We start from the raw sequence: 17,726 nt of genomic DNA on the forward strand, positions 1-17,726 counted from the left end.
TCGATACAAAATTTTACTACCTCCTCATTTGAGGCTATTCCTAGAACTTAAAGAACGAAGTTATTTCTTCATTAACTGCCTTAAGAATAAGAAGGTCATGGCAACCATAAAGAAAGCGAAGGGCAGTGAAGTAATGATGAGGAGTTTTTGTGCCGCAACCAACACATCAATATCCGGTTTTGCATTTCCCAATAAAATCAAGGCAACTGTAGTTAGGAATATAAAAATAGACCATAGCAATCTATGGGTTTTACTCGGGTTTTTTTTTCCTTTATCCGAGAACATACTAAGGACAAAGACGGCAGAATCTACCGAGGTGACCAAGAAACCAATAAGGAGCACTATGGTTGTTACGTTTAGAATGGTGGCCAAAGGATAATTGGCGAAGAATATAAAAATGGAGGAAAATACACCCGCAAATTCACCTTGGTAAGTTCCCCATCCCTCCATTAGTTGAAAGGCAGAAGTGCCAAAAACGGAAAACCAAAAAAAGGTACCCAAGCTGGGGATGATTAAGACGCCTAATAACAATTGCCTTAAGGACCGTCCTTTGGATATTCGTGCTATAAATATTCCTGTAAAAGGGGCCCAAGCAATCCAGAATGCCCAATAATAATAGGTCCAATCTGTAAGAAATACAATGCCGGGGTCATAATCTCCGTAGGCCAAACTCATTGGAATAAAATCTTTTAGATATTGTAATGTCGCTTTATAAAAATTGATAAGGATAGCACTCATATCACTATTTACAAAGGTAAAGAGCAACAAGGCCAAGGTTATAAGGATATTTATTTTGGAGATTACCTTTATTCCTTTATTTACTCCGCTCCAGGCGGAATAAAAAGCGAGGGATGAAATTATTGTAGCCAATATTAAGGTGGTGAACAATCCGTTTTGGGTGGAGAAAATATGGTTTAATCCCCCATTTATTTGAGTAGTGCCCAAGCCTATTGCGGCAACCAAACCAAATACCGTAGTGATTACGGTGAGGGTGTCTATAGCAATTTTAAAAGATTTTTGTGGAATTACATCTTCTATGGTTGCGCTCACTAAAACTTTTTTCTTTTTAACGAAGAGGAAATAACCAATTACCATAGCAAATAACCCGTAGAATGCCCATGCTGTAAATCCCCATTGGTAAAACGTGTACACCAAAGCCAAGATGTCTGGGGAGACTTGGGAAGGGTAAGGTGAATTTTGCTGCATAAAAACGGGTTCTTGTACCGCCCTTAATAAGATTCCGGCTCCCATCCCTGCACTGTACAACATAGCCGTCCACGCCCAAATACTGTGTTCCGGACCTTGTGACGGTTTTCCGAGTTTTATTTTTCCCAAGGGTGATATTGCGACGCCCAGCAAAAGAAGAACACAGCCCAATCCTAGATAGAGGTAAAACTGACCAAAATGGTTTCTTACCCATACAGAGGCGATTTCTATGGCGTTATAACTAGATTTGGTTGCTAGAAATACGACCAAGGTCGAAATAGACAGGATTCCGATAGAAATGGAAAGTAAGGGGTTTCTAAAAATGGTTTTTAGCGTTTTGATATTGTTTGACTTTAGTCCTATAAATATAAGTTTTTTCCTAACCTTAGGTCATAGATGTGCTGTGCCTATTTAGTTTCCCGATTAACAATATTTGGAGCTCAAGAAGCTGGTCCTATTTTCCTTGGTCTAAAACTAAAACCTACAGTAAGCTATTAGAGATCTTCAATTTTGGTAGGGGTATTGTCTGCCCTATGGCCCAATATCTTTGTGAAAAACTTTTGAATGGCCTTGGTGTCCGCTCTAATCTTAACGTAATACTGGTCCCTATAAATAGTGTATAATCCATAATCGGTTTTGTAGAGCGAGAGCTTGTAATAGGGTATAATTAATCCAAAGGTTTCCAATAGTGATCTAAATCGGATTATTATTCCTTTAGGACGTAGTTCTATATTGCAAGAATCGGTGTTATTGTCTAAAATCAACAGGTTTTTAATATGGATGCTACTGTCTATAATTATTAATTTAGGGGAGCCAATTCCATCTAGGGCGAATCGCTCTTGAAATGAAAACGGTTTGCCTACTTCTTGTTCTATTTTTCGAATGATATCCTTGTTGTTATAAGAGACGTTGACTAGCATATTTACATTTTATTTCCTTAATTGGAATTTTGGTAATAGTGTTAATTGTTATAAAGTTAAAGAAATCTTCCTACTTCAGCCGCTGCTACGGGCGAACATCTCAGTGTAACAATAAAAATGCTTAATTTTGCAGCCTTAAACACCAGAATTTAATGAACATTCAAGAAGTCTTATCCCAGAAGGTAAAGGAAGCGATAACCTCAATATATAAGGTTCAATTGCCAACGGTAGAATTTCAACCCACAAGAAAAGAATTTGCTGGGGATATTACCGTTGTGATTTTTCCAATGTTACGTGTGGTAAAAGGTAATCCAGTACAAATAGGCGAGCAAATAGGCCAGTTCCTGAAGAATGAAGTAGATGAAGTGGAGGATTTCAATGTGGTGAAAGGGTTTTTGAATATAACGATCGGTAATAGGTATTATCTCGATTTTTTTAATAGAATATTGGGAGATCCAAATTTTGGTTTTGTGCCCCAAAACAAGGATAAAGCCATTATGGTGGAGTATTCTTCGCCTAATACTAATAAGCCACTGCATTTGGGGCATGTTCGAAACAATTTGTTGGGATATTCCGTGGCAGAGATCATTAAAGCTTCTGGAAAAAAAGTGTATAAAACCCAGATTATTAATGATAGAGGAATCCATATTTGCAAGAGTATGCTTGCCTGGCAGCGATTTGGGAATGGCGAAACACCTGAAAGTACGGGTCTAAAAGGGGATAAATTAGTAGGGAATTACTATGTAGCTTTTGATAAGGCCTATAAGGAAGAAATTGCTGCTATGATTGCGGAAGGTGTTAAATCTGATGTAGCAGAGAAAGAAGCTCCCTTACTTTTGGAAGCCCAGAATATGCTTATAAAATGGGAGGCTGGTGATCCAGAGGTGGTACAGCTTTGGGAAACCATGAATTCTTGGGTCTATAAAGGATTTGATGTCACCTATAAAAACCTAGGCGTAGATTTTGATCAGTTGTACTACGAGAGCAATACCTATTTGTTGGGGAAAGATTTTGTGGAAGACGGACTTAAAAGGGGTGTTTTTTATAAGAAAGACGATGGAAGTGTGTGGATAGATCTTACCGATGAAGGCTTAGATGAAAAGATAGTTCTGAGATCGGACGGTACCGCGGTATATATGACTCAAGATATAGGGACTGCCATACAACGGGTTCAGGATAATCCGGAAGTAAAAGGTATGGTATATACGGTAGGTAACGAACAGGATTATCATTTTAAAGTGCTCTTCCTAATCCTTAAAAAACTTGGGTTTGACTGGGCAGATAATCTCTATCATTTAAGCTATGGAATGGTAGACCTGCCAAGTGGAAAAATGAAAAGTAGGGAGGGGACCGTTGTAGATGCAGATGAGCTTATGGAGGATATGGCCCGTACCGCAGCGGAAATTTCTGAGGAACTAGGTAAATTAGAGGACTATTCGGAAGAGGAAAAGCAGGAGCTTTATAAAATTATAGGTATGGGGGCCCTTAAATATTATATCCTTAAAGTGGATCCCAAAAAACGCATCCTGTTCAATCCAGAGGAATCGGTAGATTTTCAAGGTAATACAGGTCCGTTTATTCAATATACCTATGCAAGAATCCAGTCTATTCTAAGGAAAGGCGAGGAGCTGAATTATGATATTTCAGTGGCTAAGGAGCTGGTTGAACTGCATGAAAAGGAAAAAGAACTTTTAAAACAGATTCAATTATTCCCGGAGACCCTACAGCAGGCTGCAGATAACTTTAGTCCCGCCCTATTGGCCAATTATACCTACGATTTGGTAAAGGAGTTTAATTCCTTCTATCAAAACGTTTCCATATTGGGCGAAACGGATGAGAATAAAAAAATATTCCGAATTCAATTGGCTAAAAAAGTGGGGGAGGTCATTAAATCTGCATTCAAGCTTTTAGGAATTCAGGTTCCAGAAAGGATGTAAGGAAGATTTAGCCTCACTTATTGGGTTGCCCCAAGTGATTGATGCGTTTGTTACCTACTATTGGGTGATGCAAAATTCTGTGATGGAGTTTATGTTTATTCTTATTAAATTGCAGGGTCAACATAAATGCCCTAAAGTGGGTTCCTACAGAATTTTGTTAAATAGACCTTTATTTTTCAAGTTTTTCACTCTTTTGTTCTTTCTTTTCTTAGGAAAGGGAACGGCTCAAGAGTATCATCTACTTTCTGAGGAGGATAAATGGAAGATAAGACTGCATTCCTATGTCTTGATCGATATCGATAAGATAAACTCCTCCAATATATCTAGTTTAATGCAAGGAGCCGCCCCCTTGGCAGTTTATATTCAGGAATATAAGGAGGCGTACCTTCCGTTGCTCAATCAACTGGACACTAAAAATAGAAGGATGTTGGTATTGGGGAAGGCCTACCTTGAAGGGGAGCCCTTTCCCGAAAATATAACGCAATTTGTATCCATGGATGTGGTGGACACTGTGCAATGGAATTGGAAAGTATTCCTAAAGGATTCGTTGCGATCTGTACCAAGTAAGGAACTGACTTTTATGCCGTTTGCCCATAAAGAAATAATAGGCGATAGTAGCATTGTAAAACTTTGGAAAAAAACGGGAAGGGTGCCTAATTTTATCCAAGTAGACCCACAGAATTTTTTATATACGGATAGTGTGGTGCAAAGGCTTAACCGAATAAAACGTGTTTTTGGAACGGTCAGGTCCAAAAATGGACTGTTAAATGGGGTAGGGTTTAAAAACCATAAAAACCTAAGGGTAGATGGTAATTTTAGTTTTCCTAGGCTTTCCAAGGAAGACTTGCCTGTTTTTATTCCGCATAAGGCGGGCTATTATTTCTCCCCCGATATTATTCGAACTACAGCCGATAATAGTGGGAACCTAAAGGAATTTATTGGTTTTCCTCTAGATCCTGAATTCGGAATCACGGATCATTTTTCGTTTGGTCCGATTATTAAAAACAATATCCGGAAAAATAATAGCGAACTAATTGTAAATAAAGTTGAACTAGTAGATGATCGGAGCCGTGGCAAGGTGGGTTATTTTGATAATGGCGCCTATGTAGATGCGGGATTGGATAGTAGAATGGCGTTGCAAGGCAGTTTTACAATTTCAGCTTGGATAAAGCCAACAGTCCTCAATAGAAACAATAGTATCTTAGGGAAGGGGGAAAGTTTTGTATTGAAACTACATGAGGGACTACTTACTTTTACCATGGCCGATATAAAGGATTATATTTCCCCATCTTCACCAGTCCCTGTGAACGAATGGACGCATGTTGCCTTAGTGCATTCTACACTTAACGATGACCTTTCATTTTTTATTAATGGGATACAGACCGATAAGATTCAATTGATTGAGGACTACGATACTTCAGAGTACGATTTGGTTATTGGGAGTAATTTGTGGCAAGAATTTTTTATAGGGTATCTGGATAATATTAAAATTTGGAATCGAGAGCTAAATCAGGAAGAGATCTTTAAAGAGTATGATACCACATCCCAAGGAGATGCTGTTGGCCTACATATTTTCCTTATCCCCTTAATTGGAGTTTTAACGGTACTAGTGCTATTATTGATACTTCATTTTTGGAGGAAAAGAAATCGGTTAAACGCTAATATCAGCAAGCCAATAGCCACAGCTCCGGTAAAATTGGAAGCTACCACTCCGGTAGCGGAAACATCGGAGTATGGGGAAAGGATACGTAGCTTTGGTCCTTTGAAAATAAGTGTTGCGGATGGTTCTGATATAGCAAAAAAGCTTTCTCCTAAACTTAAGCAACTCTTTCTAGTGGTGTTATTACACAGTGTTGGGGGGAAGAAAGGGATCAGCACCAAAAAACTTACCGAATTTCTTTGGCCTGGAATGAGTTCCAGCAGTGCAAAAAACACTAGAGGCACTAATATTCAGAACTTAAGGGCAATTTTGGCAGACTCCGCTTCGATCAGATTGATTTTTAAGGAAAAACTTTGGTTCCTAGAAGTAGGGGAAGACTGTTTTTGTGAATATCAAGTAGTCCATAAGTATTTGGATTCTCTTGGTAAGGAGGATATCGAGATCAAGGAACTTGAAAGTCGGTTACCCAGTTTGCTCGAAATTATTAAGGAGGAACGCTTTTTGTCAAATACTGAGGATGCATGGTTAGATCCCTTTGTAGAAAAATTGAGCAATAGAATTCTGGAGTTTTGTCAGGGGATTGCTGCAAAACTTAATTTAGAGGAGCATAATGTACTGCTGCATGATTTAGCCTCCGTAATGTACATATACGATGATCTAAACGAAAATGCACTTCAGTTGAAATTGCAAATATTGATAAAACAAGGTAAATTAAGTACGGCACATTCCGTTTACGACAAATTTGCTAAGCTCTATAAGAAACTATACGGGGAAACTTACCCTATTAAATTCGAGGATATTCTTGGTGATCCAAATGTCATATCTTGATCTTGGGCATAAAAATCATCAGTTTTTTATATTTTTTAATAATATTACCCCATATATTACCCCTATTTTTACGCATTGTGGTCTTTCTTTGACCAAGTAAATAGCACATGTTCAAATAATTAATAGAAATAGTATAGGAATCGATGAAGAAAAATTCAACAAGCCGTAGGGATTTCGTAAGAAAATCCATTGTGGCAGCTGCAGGTATCAGTATTATACCAAGACACGTTATGGGGGGGACTAACTTTATAGCTCCTAGTGACCAATTAACAAAGGCCGTAATAGGAGTTGGGGGAATGGGTCAAGGACATTTAACCTATGAAGGCACTAAATTGTTGGCTATTTGTGATGCAGATGCCAATCATTTGGCCAATACCCTAAAAAAAGTGGGAAGTGGTGTCACAGGCTATCGGGATTTCCGTGAAGTGCTACAGAGACCGGACATAGATATCGTTCATATTGCAACCCCACCACATTGGCACGGGTTAATGTCAATTATGGCCGCTGAAGCCGGAAAAGATGTATGGTGCGAGAAACCGATGACCAGAACCATAGGGGAAGGAAAGAAAGTGGTTGAGGCTATGCAGCAACACGGGAAAATGTTCCGTTTAAATACCTGGTTCCGTTTTAAAGATAATTTTTACGGAATGGGTACCCCAGTTAAAAAATTAAAGAAAGTAGTAGATAGCGGTGCCTTAGGGTGGCCGTTAAAAGTTACCATCAGTGGAGTTACCGGTTTCAATTGGAAATTCTATTGGGTAGGAAAGGAAAATTTAGCTCCACAAGCCGTACCACAAGAATTGGATTACAATATGTGGTTGGGACCTGCACCTGAGAAACCTTATCACCCACATAGGGTGCACGGTACCTTTAGAGGGTATTGGGATTATGACGGTGGTGGTTTAGGAGATATGGGCCAACATTATATAGACCCTGTTCAGTACTTCCTTGGGAAGGATAATACCAGCCCAGTAAAAGTGGAGGTTGATGCCCCAGAACAGCATTATGACGCTATTGGTACCTGGAGGAAAATTGTCTACACCTATGCAGATGGCTGTCAGATTATATTGGATGGAGAAAACAAGGATAAGGATGCGGCTTATATAGAAGGGCCAAATGGAAAGATCTATAACGGTTTTAAATCCACTATTCCCAACATTGAGGGCTTAATCAATAGTATGCCCGATCCAGAGGAACAGATTACTGTTTTCTCCGAATCGGTAAAAACAAGGCAGAAATTTGCACTAAACGAGGAAAACGGACATAGATCTGCTACCGTAGTAAATATGGGCATTATTGCACTTCGTTTAGGACGAACCCTAGAATTTGATCCTGTAAAACAGGAATTTATCAATGACGAGGAAGCCAATAGATTGATCGATCAGCCAATGAGATCCTCTTGGGCATATTAACCAATACTAAGAATTTATACGATGAATAATATATATAAAACTATAAGTGTGCTATTGTTGTTTGTAGGCGCACAAGTAATTAATGCACAGGACAACAGGACCCTAGACACCAAAGTTGCAGATGTTTTGGCGCAATTACCAACAGCGGATCTGGGACATACCGATCGCCTAATGCAAGAGGTTATCGGATTAGGGGAAAACGGTATTTTGAAATTTACCGATATGTTGGTTCCCCTAGGAACAGGAAACGATACCAAAGCTAGATACGCCATCAATAGCTTAGCAATTTATAACGGAGGATTGGAGTCTAAAATTCAAAATGGAGTAGTTGAAAACGCTTTGTTAAAGGCTTTGGATAAAGCATCGGACAAGGAAGTGAAAACCTTTCTTATAGACCGACTTATCTTTAGTGGAACGGATACTTCAATCTCAGCGTTAAGTAGCTATCTTCAAACCAGTGATATGTATAAGCCTGCCCTTGCAGCCTTAACTTCTATCGGTACAGATAAAGCCGCCAATGCTATTTTGGAAGCGGCAAAAGATGCGGAAACAAATAAATTAGCAGATTTGATAGATGCCTTGGGTGTATTGAAATTTGCTCCTTCCGAGGCGGTATTACATACTGCCCTGACTTCCCCTTCCAAAGTGGTACAACGGAAAGCGCTAATGGCTATGGCTAATATTGCCAACCCTAATTCTTATGGGGAGTTGGAGAATTGGGCTTCCAAATCTAATTATCGCTTGGATGAAACCAACAGTATATTGGCATTTATACATTACGGGAATAGATTACAGGAAAAGGGCGATAAGGCTTTGAGTAATGATGTGGCCAAAAAACTGCTTAAAAATTGTAAAAATGAAGATCAGTTACATTTTAGATCTGCCGGAGTGCATATCTTAAGTGAAAATGAAGGCAGTAGTATTACTAAGGTATTGCTAAAGGAGTCTAGAAATAAGAACATTGCTTATGTTGGTGCCGTATTGGATGCTGCTGGAGAAGATCTCTCTTCTGCAGAGGTGGCTAAATGGGCAAAACAGTATAAAAAATCATCCGCGGAAACCAAGCCATTAATTGTTAGGATGCTTGCTAATAGTAAGGATGAAGCCGTATTTCAATCCGTAGTTTTAAGAGCGGTTAAAGATAAGGATGTAGCTGTGCGTACAGCGGGAATTAAGGCGTTGTCTTATCAAGAGAAAGACAAGGCATTTCCAGTATTGTTCAGTAGTTTAAAAATGGCCAGTTCCCCAGAGGAGTATTTAGCCATTGAAGAAACCCTGTTAAGGTTGGGCAACGCAAAGGATAACCAGTTATTGGCAGATCAATTACCTACAGTTGGCGAGGATGCTAAGGTAGTGTTGGTAAATGTATTATCCGCTAGGGATGCCAAGAACCAGTTTAATACGCTATTGGAGCAATTGGGCAAAGGAAGTGAAAAGGTAAATAGTGCAATATACAGTGCATTGCCATCCATAGCTTCGGATAAAGACTTAACAATTCTAATAGGTCTGTTGGATAAAACCGATACATCCGATCAGGTTGGAAATATCCAAAAAGCGCTGTTGGGTATTGTAAATGCCGGAAACGGTAAGTTCTCCAATGAGTTGTACAACGCTTATGGAGAGGCAACGGATAAATCTAAATTATTGCCGGTATTAGCTTCTTTAAGTAGCGAAAAGGCACTAGAACTGGTTTCCGACCAATTGTTAAATGGAAACGAAAGTGAAAGGGTGATTGCATTGAACGCCTTGGCAAATTGGAAAAATAACGATGCTATTCCATATTTGTTCCAATCGACCAAGAATGCAGTGGATGGGGAAATCAGGAAAAAATCTTTTGAGAACTACCTGTCTAAAGTGGTGCGGTCCGATTATCCAGCAGATCAAAAACTTCTTCTTGTAAGAAAGTTGATGCCAGAGGCAAAAAGTACTGTTGAAAAGAAACAGGTGTTGAGAGCGGCACAACGGATTAAGACCTTCCTTTCCTTGGTTTTTGTGTCCGAATACTTAAACGAGGAGGCGTTGTTGACTACAGCTTCAAATGCTGCCATAGCTATTGCACTTCCAACCCCTGGGGTAAAGGATGGTCTAAGTGGTGAAGTAGTGCGGGATATCGTTTCTAGGAGTGTAGATAACCTTACCGGTCCAGATAGTCAATATATCAAAATTGATGTAAAGGAGTTTTTAGATAAAATGCCCAATGAAAAAGGATTTGTATCCATTTTTAATGGAGTAGATTTTGATGGATGGGAAGGTTTGGTACAAAACCCGATTGCACGTTCTAAAATGTCTGCGAAAAAATTGGCTCAAGAGCAGGCCAAAGCCAATGCGCAAATGATGAGGGATTGGTATATAGAGGATGGTGTTATTGGATTTAAAGGCGAAGGGTATAATAATATTTGTACCGTAAAAGACTATGCCGATTTTGAAATGATTGTAGACTGGAAAATAACAGAAGGAGGAGATTCTGGAATTTATTTAAGGGGAACTCCACAAGTTCAGATCTGGGACATTGCACTGGTTAAAGTTGGTGCCCAAGTAGGTTCTGGCGGACTCTACAACAATCAAAAGCATGAGACCAAGCCTTTGGTAGTTGCCGATAACCCAATCGATGAATGGAACACCTTTAGAATCAAGATGATTGGAGATCGTGTTACTGTTCATTTAAATGGTGTATTGGTTACGGATAATGTGGTATTGGAAAATTACTGGGACCGCAAGCAGGCGATCTTTGCCAAGGAGGCCATTGAATTACAAGCCCATGGAGAAGACCTAGGTTTTAGAAATATCTATGTAAGGGAAATTAGTTCGGGAGACGATCAATTGACCGAGGCTGAAAAGAAGGAAGGATTTAAATCCCTTTTGAATGGTAGGGATCTAGATCATTGGATTGGGAACAAGACCGATTATATCATGGAAAACAACGAATTGCTTGTACGTCCAAAACAAGGAGGTCATGGTAATTTGTATACTGCGGAGGAATTTTCGGATTTTGTTTTTAGGTTCGACTTTAAACTTACCCCAGGGGCCAACAATGGTCTAGGTATCCATGCGCCTTTGAAAGGAGATGTTGCTTATATGGGTAAGGAATTGCAGATTCTAGACGATACGGCAGATATCTATGCCAATTTAGAACCTTACCAATATCATGGCTCCGTTTACGGGATCATAGCTGCCAAAAAGGGAGCGTTAAATCCGGTTGGGGAATGGAATTCCCAAGAAGTAATCGTTAAAGGAGATGCTGTAAAAATCACCCTAAACGGACAAGTAATCTTGGATGGGAATATGAAAGAAGCCTCTAAAAACGGCACTTTGGATAAGAAAAATCACCCAGGATTGTTAAGGAACAAAGGGCATATTGCCTTCTTGGGCCATGGCGCAGAATTGGCGTTTAGAAATATTAGAATCAAGGATTTGGCTAAATAACCGTAGCTAACATTTTATTAGTCGGAAGTTTTGGGAATGATCGTTCCCAAGGCTTCCGATTTTTTTATGCAGTATAGTGTCTATTTTCTGTAATGTATAAGGTAAGTATCATAGATAAAAGCCATCTGTGATTAGAAATTCATGCGGAAACTTACATTGGGCGTAACTCCCAATGAACCTCGCTTTATAGTTTCTATCTCGTTTTGGTCGTTTAGGCGATAATAGGTATTCAGAATATTTTTTTTGTTCAAAATATTTAATACAGAAGCTCCAAAGGAAGCCTTTGTTCTATTTCCGATTTTAAAACTATAGATAAAAGAGGCATCTGCCCTTAGATAATCAGAAAGTCGGCTGCTATTAGGGTCCGCATAATTTATTCTACTAGGGAAAGTGGTATTGTCTATGGGATTGTCTCCCTCCTGTGGTTGGGTATATGGTTTTCCCGTTCGGTAGTTAGCCCCAAGTCCGACCCTAAATTTTTTATAGGTATAGGTGCCAGCAAAAGTAAACGTATGTCTTATATCGAGATTGTTAGGGAATTTATGGGGGACTAAGTCGTCAAAATAATAATTGTTAAGGTTGTAAGTATAGCTTAGCCAAGTGCTATAGGTATTCATATTTTTATTGATCAAAAATTCGACTCCAGAAACGTCGTAGCTTCCGATTTCGCCCCTAAATTGGTCTTTATTCTGGAAACCTTGTGTTGCAGTGCTAATGCCCTCCACTTTTTTGTAAAACCCTTCCAGTCCAACATATAAACTATTCCTTTCATAATTAATCCCCAAGGAGGCTTGTTTGCTCTTGGTGATTGGTAGCGTTTGGTCATCAGATAAGATCCACCTTCTTTTTTCTATACCCAAGAAATTTTGTTCTAAATCAATAATCTGGTTGGTAGTTTGACTTTTAAATTCTCCCAATACCTCAATCTTTAGGTCTTGGGTTATCGCGTAGTTGAGGTTTAGCCGGGGTTCTAGTATTAGGTCATCAAAGGTGGCAAAAGTCTTTAAGTTCTTAATGTAATTTAATCGGATTCCTCCCCTGGCAAACCATTTGGAGTTGGGAGATTTAAACCCTAATTCTGAAAATAAGGAATGTGTAAGGATTACCCCTTTTATATTGCTCCTAAAAGCAGGTTGTGTTACAAGGGTGCGATTGGTGATCCCCGTTTCGTTCAGTTGGTATCCGTTACTCCAATTTAGGGTGGAGTTCAGTTTGTAATTGGTATTTAATTTAAGGGCCTTTTCCAATACTTGGTTATTCTGAAATAGTTGCTGTGCCTCGGAAACTATATTCTGCGCATCTAAGTTATAGCGGGTGTAATAAAGGTTTAAGTGGGAGCTGAACCTTTGGGTCCAGTTGCTTTGTAAACTCCCGCCAAAGGACAGGTTGTTCTGTTTTAAAAGGCTTTGTCTGTGGTCTGTATCAGTAGTCTCGTTGTAATTGAGGTTGTTGTTTATATGGATAAAACTAAGACGTACCTTTTGCTTTTCATTGATGTCATAAAGGAGCTTCCCGGTAATATCATAAAAATAGAAATCCTCCTCGCGAGTTAAATCGCTATTATCTTCCACATTGTTGTTTTCCGTTACTTCACTATCTTGAAAGGCCTTTTCAAAAAATCGGTCATAAGTTGGGGTTTTTATAAAATCAGTAGTAGATCGTCTTCCCGAAAATTGAAAGGAGACGTTGTTGGATAATGGAACATTTCCGTATACATCTCCGCTCAATAAATTAAATCCCGCTCCTCCTACAAAAGTTTTTCTGACTTTGTTTTCGGTCTGAATATTGATTACACTACTTACCCCATCTCCATATTCAACACTGGTTCCATTTTTTATAAGGGTGACCTTCTCGGTTAAATAGGGATTGAAGGCGGAAATTAATCCGAAAAAATGTCCTGATTGATACATTTTTATACCATCCCATAAAATTAGGTTTTGGTCATTGGTCCCGCCCCTTACATTGATATCTGATACCGTTTCGTCTACACTTTTTATTCCTGGAAGGGCCTGTATGGTCTGTAACACGTCTGGTTCAATAAGTCCGGGTAAAATTCCGAATTTCCCCGTATTTATTGTAATACTGGCATCTTGTTCTTTATTGATCCCTGTTGTTAGGAACTGATATACGACTACCTCTTTCAGTTCCTGATAGATGGTAGTTAAAGGAATTTTACGGCATGGGTCTGTTTGTGAGAACTCTTCTGCGCTTAAAAAAATGGTCTTAAACCCTATATGTTTTATGACGATATTGGCATTTCTAGGCACATCCGTTAGGTGAAATTGACCGTTCGCATCAGTAATTACGTTAGTTTTGGTGCCCAAAACTTCAACTGTAGCACTTGGAATGGTGTTGTTTTCAAAATTTTCTACTACAAAACCACAGAGATCAACTAATGGGTTTTTGACAATGGTGTAGTAACGGTCATTAAGTTTGGTGATGCTGAGGCCTGTTTGGGCTTCAAGATCAGTAAGTATCCCTTCCAATGTTTTGGTTGTGGGAATGGTAATCTTAATGGAGCGAACATCGGCATCTATAAATGAGAACTTAACGTTGTGTTCCCTTTCCAATTGCTCTATATAGGAAATAAGTGGTGCTAATGTGGGAGTACTTTCCTGAGCCCTTCCCAAAAAAGATAGTAGGAAGAGGTGAAGATAGATAAGAATTACAAAGTAATTATGGCATTTCGGCATAGAACAGCACTTTTTCCCCTTCTATTTTAAATTTCATGCCAGAAGGTGCACTTATACTTCTCAACGCTAAATTTTTATCGGTATTGCTGAATGACCCGGTAAATAATTGATCTATGTCTAGATTTTCGGTAGTTACTTCCAAATTAAACTGCCTTTGAAATTCATCTAAGACAAATTTTAGGGGGATACTTTTAAAAGTACTCTCCTGTTTTAACCATGATGGTTGACTGTAGCCTGCTACTTCTGATGTTTTTAGTTGGCCATCTACAACCACAAGGGCATGGCCTGCGGGAAGTTTTATTTCCTTTTTGTTATAGAGAACGCTGACCAATCCCTCATAACAGCTAACTTCAAAAAAGTTTTTTCTGTTTTCTACATTAAACTGGGTGCCTAGAACTGTTACCGTACCGTTATCCGTAGTTACAGTGAAGCGTTCACCTTTGGCAACCTTAAAGAACGCTTCCCCTTTTAAGTCTATATTTCGTTTCTGGTTCCAATTTTTCTTGCTGTAGGAAATTTGGGATTCTGCATTTAATTGTACCTCGGAAGCATCGGGGAGGATGATTGCTGCACGTTCTGCATATTGGGTGCTTACGGTTTGGTCCAAAGTGGAATTATAGAAATATGAAACTCCAAGGATTAATGCAATTACCGCTGCAATACGAAGGTATTTTTTATACGGGTTTAAAGAAACTACCTTTCCTGTAGTACCTTGTTTCCTATTGTATAGGTCTCTTTTGGCTTTTGCCATATCAAATTCAGGAGCTTCCATGGTATCACAGGCATCCACAATATTTTTATAGGTAACATATTCCTTAGTCTCCTTAAATTTGGCGACCTCCTCTGCGGAAAGCTCGTTGTTGAGCCATTTTGCTAGATAATTCTCTTCCATGGTGTTCAGCTTTATATCGGTATAACAACTTAATTGATGAAAACCCTACTTTATTATTAGTATTTAGATATTAGTATGGAGCATTGAGATTTTAGTATTGAGGTGTGGTGTTCATCTTAACCTTATGATTTCATTTCAGTAATCAGACTAAATGAGAGCTTCAAAGCTTTTTATTGAGTTCGCCTACCGATAGGTAAGCGTAGTTGAAATCACTTTCAATCAACAATTAGTTGTGCTGAGATATGGTTTTCATCATAACTCCTTAACAGTAATCAATGGTCAACGAACAACTAAATCAATCAATAAACAATATGAAGTGAGCATAATTCCGCAATAACTAGTAAATTATTCATTTCTCACTACCTTGTACTTAGTATTCAATACCACTTTTTAAATTCCATCAATCTGCTCCCTAAGTGTTTTTAAGGCCAGATGCATTCTTTTTTCTATCGCCTTTACGCTTACTCCTTCCATCTCAGCAATCTCGGCATATTTTTTTCCATCTATACGGTTCAGTAAAAATGTGGTGCGTTGGTTTTCTGGAAGATCTTGGAGCGCTTTGTCCAATTTTTCCTTAAATTCCTGCTGTTCCATGATAAATTCTGGAGACTCGTATTCCGTATTCTGGGTTTGTGCCCTATGTTTTAAACGCACCTTTTCTGCCTTTATCACATTGAGATACAAATTGTTAGCTACGGTGTAAACAAAGGATTTGGCTTTATCGGGAGAAACTTTAGAGCAATTTTCCCAAAGCTTTATAAAGGCCTCTTGTACGGCATCATAGGCTTTTTCCTCATTGCCAAACTTATAATATATGTAATTAAAAACCGTTTTAGAATGGGTGCTAAAGATAGAAGCGTAGACTTCATCCTCGCATACATTAGTAATAGTATCTGTTTTCAATCTCTTGTTTTGCCCAAAGATATTTTAAAATAATTAATAATCGGGGTAGGGTATTTTAAAAGTTGATTGTTAAAGAGGTATAATACGAAAAACCAAATAGAAATGAAAAAGCCGACTTTATATTTTTTATACACTTGTACGCTTATGGTGTTCATTTGTCTTGGTGCTTGCCAGAAGGAATTTGAAGACCTGCCAGAACAAAATAATCAGGAAGCTATTAATGCTAGTTCTAATACGGCACAATTAATTAAAGGCGCTTCCTCAAAAGATGGTTCTTATGACAATATTGTGGATGGAGCCAGTTGTTTCTCTATCAACTTTCCCTATGTTGTAAATATTAACGGCTTAAATGTTAATCTTAAGACAGTGAATGATCTGGAACTGATTAAAGGCCTATTGGGTGAAAACGATGATGATTTGGATATACGCTTTCCAATCATCGTCACCTTAGCGGATTATAGTGAAATTGTCCTAACGGATGAGGACCAATTGGAGGAGCTTGTAGAAGCATGTCAGGTATTGGGTGATGAGGATAGTATTGATTGTGTAAGCTTTATGTATCCTTTTAAAGTATTCTCTTTTGATATCACTTTTCAGCAAACAGGCAGTGTGTCCGTAAAGAATGATATGGAGTTAAGACGTTATTTTGATAATTTGGATGATGATGACCTTATTAGCTTTCAGTTTCCAATTTCCTTGAAATTATATAATGACATTGAGTTTGTGGTCCATAATAATGCAGAAATGACCGACGTTATAGAGAGCGCCAAGAAAAATTGTGATGATGATGATGATGATGACGAGTTTTCAAAGCAAGAATTGAATGCGTATCTAGGAGCCTGCCCCTTGTTAATGAAAGAAGTGATTGCCAATGGAAAATACCAGACTACCCAATACCTAGAAAACGTGATGAGGTTTGAGGCAGATGGTACCGTTGCTCTAAATAATAGTACGGGGAATACCGTAACTGGTAGTTGGAGTACGGTTAAGGTTGGCTCTAAGGTGAAATTGAAATTGGATTTTAATGAACTGGTAGATTTATCTTTAGAATGGTTTGTATATGATATTGGAGGTGATAGAATAAAATTAATTGCCAAAGACGGAAATAGGATAATCTTGAAAAAAGGATGTGATATTATAAATAATGATCCCGAAGTTTTAAGGGAGCTTTTAAAGGAATGTAGTTGGGTTATTAGTAAAGTGAAGGTAGATGATGAGGAATTGAAAAGGTTATTGGGTTATGAATTCATCATTATGGCAGATGGTGGGGCTACTATATCCAACGGAACTATCATCAAGGATGGAACTTGGGAAGTTGCCAGTAACTCCCAAGGACGTTTGGTTATGATGCTAGATATAGCAGATGAAACCGCCCTTAATTTTGAATGGTTGTTGTCTGACCTTGAAGATGAGCGCTTAGAGTTTAATATGGGTGACGATGATTACGAACTTGTTTTAGAGAAAATCTGTACGGCTAATATTGCAGATGTCGATGCTGTTGAGATTAGGGATATTTTGAAGGTAGACAAATGGGTGGTGTCTAAATACTTGGATGATGGTGAAGACGAAACCTCAAATTATGCCAATTTCGATTTCACCTTTTCAGCCCTTGCGGTAGTAACCGTTTCTTCTAATGCACTTCCCGTGCACTTAGGATTATGGAAAGTCATTAAAAATAGCGATAATCAGTTGAAATGCTATCTCAATTTTGGGTCGGTGGGTTCCTTGAAAGAGCTTACGAATAATTGGAGGGTGGTTTCCTTCAGTGGTAACAGGCTAGAGTTAAGGGATAAAGACGACGATGGTAGTGCGAATATTTTAATTTTTGAAAAAAAATAACCGAATTTGCCCC

10 protein-coding genes are annotated in these 17,726 nt (G+C 38.6%); 5 read left to right on the plus strand and 5 right to left on the minus strand.

Annotation, left to right across the window (positions count from 1 at the left end; translation table 11 throughout):
- Positions 1-60 precede the first annotated feature (60 nt).
- Together KCTC52924_RS10305 and KCTC52924_RS10310 are read right to left on the minus strand one after the other, a co-directional pair.
- Positions 61-1,575, minus strand: a complete 1,515-nt coding sequence (locus tag KCTC52924_RS10305) for a BCCT family transporter (protein ID WP_353057505.1) — start codon at positions 1,573-1,575, stop codon at positions 61-63.
- A 125-nt stretch (positions 1,576-1,700) separates the two neighbouring features.
- Complete coding sequence (locus KCTC52924_RS10310) at positions 1,701-2,126, minus strand: hypothetical protein (RefSeq protein ID WP_251808143.1); 426 nt, start codon at positions 2,124-2,126, stop codon at positions 1,701-1,703.
- A gap of 152 nt (positions 2,127-2,278) precedes the next feature.
- Here KCTC52924_RS10310 and argS point away from each other — a divergent pair, with 152 nt between their 5' ends.
- From argS to KCTC52924_RS10330, 4 genes are all read left to right on the plus strand, one after another.
- The gene (gene argS / locus KCTC52924_RS10315) at positions 2,279-4,063 is read left to right on the plus strand and encodes an arginine--tRNA ligase (protein ID WP_251808144.1); all 1,785 of its coding nucleotides are present in this window, start codon (positions 2,279-2,281) and stop codon (positions 4,061-4,063) included.
- A 193-nt stretch (positions 4,064-4,256) separates the two neighbouring features.
- Positions 4,257-6,551 (plus strand): LamG-like jellyroll fold domain-containing protein, encoded by a 2,295-nt coding sequence (locus KCTC52924_RS10320; protein WP_370671455.1) that lies wholly within the window; start codon positions 4,257-4,259, stop codon positions 6,549-6,551.
- Between the two features lie 143 nt (positions 6,552-6,694).
- On the plus strand, positions 6,695-7,963 hold the full coding sequence (locus KCTC52924_RS10325; RefSeq protein ID WP_251808146.1) for a Gfo/Idh/MocA family oxidoreductase: 1,269 nt from the start codon (positions 6,695-6,697) through the stop codon (positions 7,961-7,963).
- A gap of 21 nt (positions 7,964-7,984) precedes the next feature.
- Entirely contained in the window at positions 7,985-11,386 is a 3,402-nt protein-coding gene (locus KCTC52924_RS10330) for a DUF1080 domain-containing protein (protein ID WP_251808147.1), read from the plus strand.
- Positions 11,387-11,517: 131 nt separating this feature from the next.
- On the opposite strand, the gene KCTC52924_RS10335 is transcribed toward KCTC52924_RS10330, so the two are convergent.
- The 3 genes from KCTC52924_RS10335 to KCTC52924_RS10345 form a co-directional block, all read right to left on the minus strand.
- The gene (locus tag KCTC52924_RS10335) at positions 11,518-14,079 is read right to left on the minus strand and encodes a carboxypeptidase-like regulatory domain-containing protein (RefSeq protein ID WP_251808148.1); all 2,562 of its coding nucleotides are present in this window, start codon (positions 14,077-14,079) and stop codon (positions 11,518-11,520) included.
- On the minus strand, positions 14,063-14,971 hold the full coding sequence (locus KCTC52924_RS10340) for a FecR family protein (protein WP_251808149.1): 909 nt from the start codon (positions 14,969-14,971) through the stop codon (positions 14,063-14,065). Before KCTC52924_RS10340 ends, KCTC52924_RS10335 begins: the two co-directional genes overlap by 17 nt.
- Positions 14,972-15,361: 390 nt before the next feature.
- On the minus strand, positions 15,362-15,874 hold the full coding sequence (locus tag KCTC52924_RS10345) for an RNA polymerase sigma factor (protein WP_251808150.1): 513 nt from the start codon (positions 15,872-15,874) through the stop codon (positions 15,362-15,364).
- A gap of 102 nt (positions 15,875-15,976) precedes the next feature.
- Between KCTC52924_RS10345 and KCTC52924_RS10350 the strand changes: the two genes are divergently transcribed.
- Complete coding sequence (locus KCTC52924_RS10350) at positions 15,977-17,713, plus strand: hypothetical protein (protein ID WP_251808151.1); 1,737 nt, start codon at positions 15,977-15,979, stop codon at positions 17,711-17,713.
- Positions 17,714-17,726 lie beyond the last annotated feature (13 nt).

The organism is Arenibacter antarcticus (assembly GCF_041320605.1).
Taxonomy (GTDB): domain Bacteria; phylum Bacteroidota; class Bacteroidia; order Flavobacteriales; family Flavobacteriaceae; genus Arenibacter; species Arenibacter antarcticus.

What these genes read in the sequence shown, in the direction of transcription:
- KCTC52924_RS10350 (WP_251808151.1), top strand. Translation starts at nt 15,977, where the DNA reads ATGAAAAAGCCGACTTTATATTTTTTATACACTTGTACGCTTATGGTG.
- KCTC52924_RS10310 (WP_251808143.1), bottom strand. Translation starts at nt 2,126, where the DNA reads ATGCTAGTCAACGTCTCTTATAACAACAAGGATATCATTCGAAAAATA.
- KCTC52924_RS10340 (WP_251808149.1), bottom strand. Translation starts at nt 14,971, where the DNA reads ATGGAAGAGAATTATCTAGCAAAATGGCTCAACAACGAGCTTTCCGCA.
- KCTC52924_RS10330 (WP_251808147.1), top strand. Translation starts at nt 7,985, where the DNA reads ATGAATAATATATATAAAACTATAAGTGTGCTATTGTTGTTTGTAGGC.
- KCTC52924_RS10325 (WP_251808146.1), top strand. Translation starts at nt 6,695, where the DNA reads ATGAAGAAAAATTCAACAAGCCGTAGGGATTTCGTAAGAAAATCCATT.
- argS (WP_251808144.1), top strand. Translation starts at nt 2,279, where the DNA reads ATGAACATTCAAGAAGTCTTATCCCAGAAGGTAAAGGAAGCGATAACC.
- KCTC52924_RS10335 (WP_251808148.1), bottom strand. Translation starts at nt 14,079, where the DNA reads ATGCCGAAATGCCATAATTACTTTGTAATTCTTATCTATCTTCACCTC.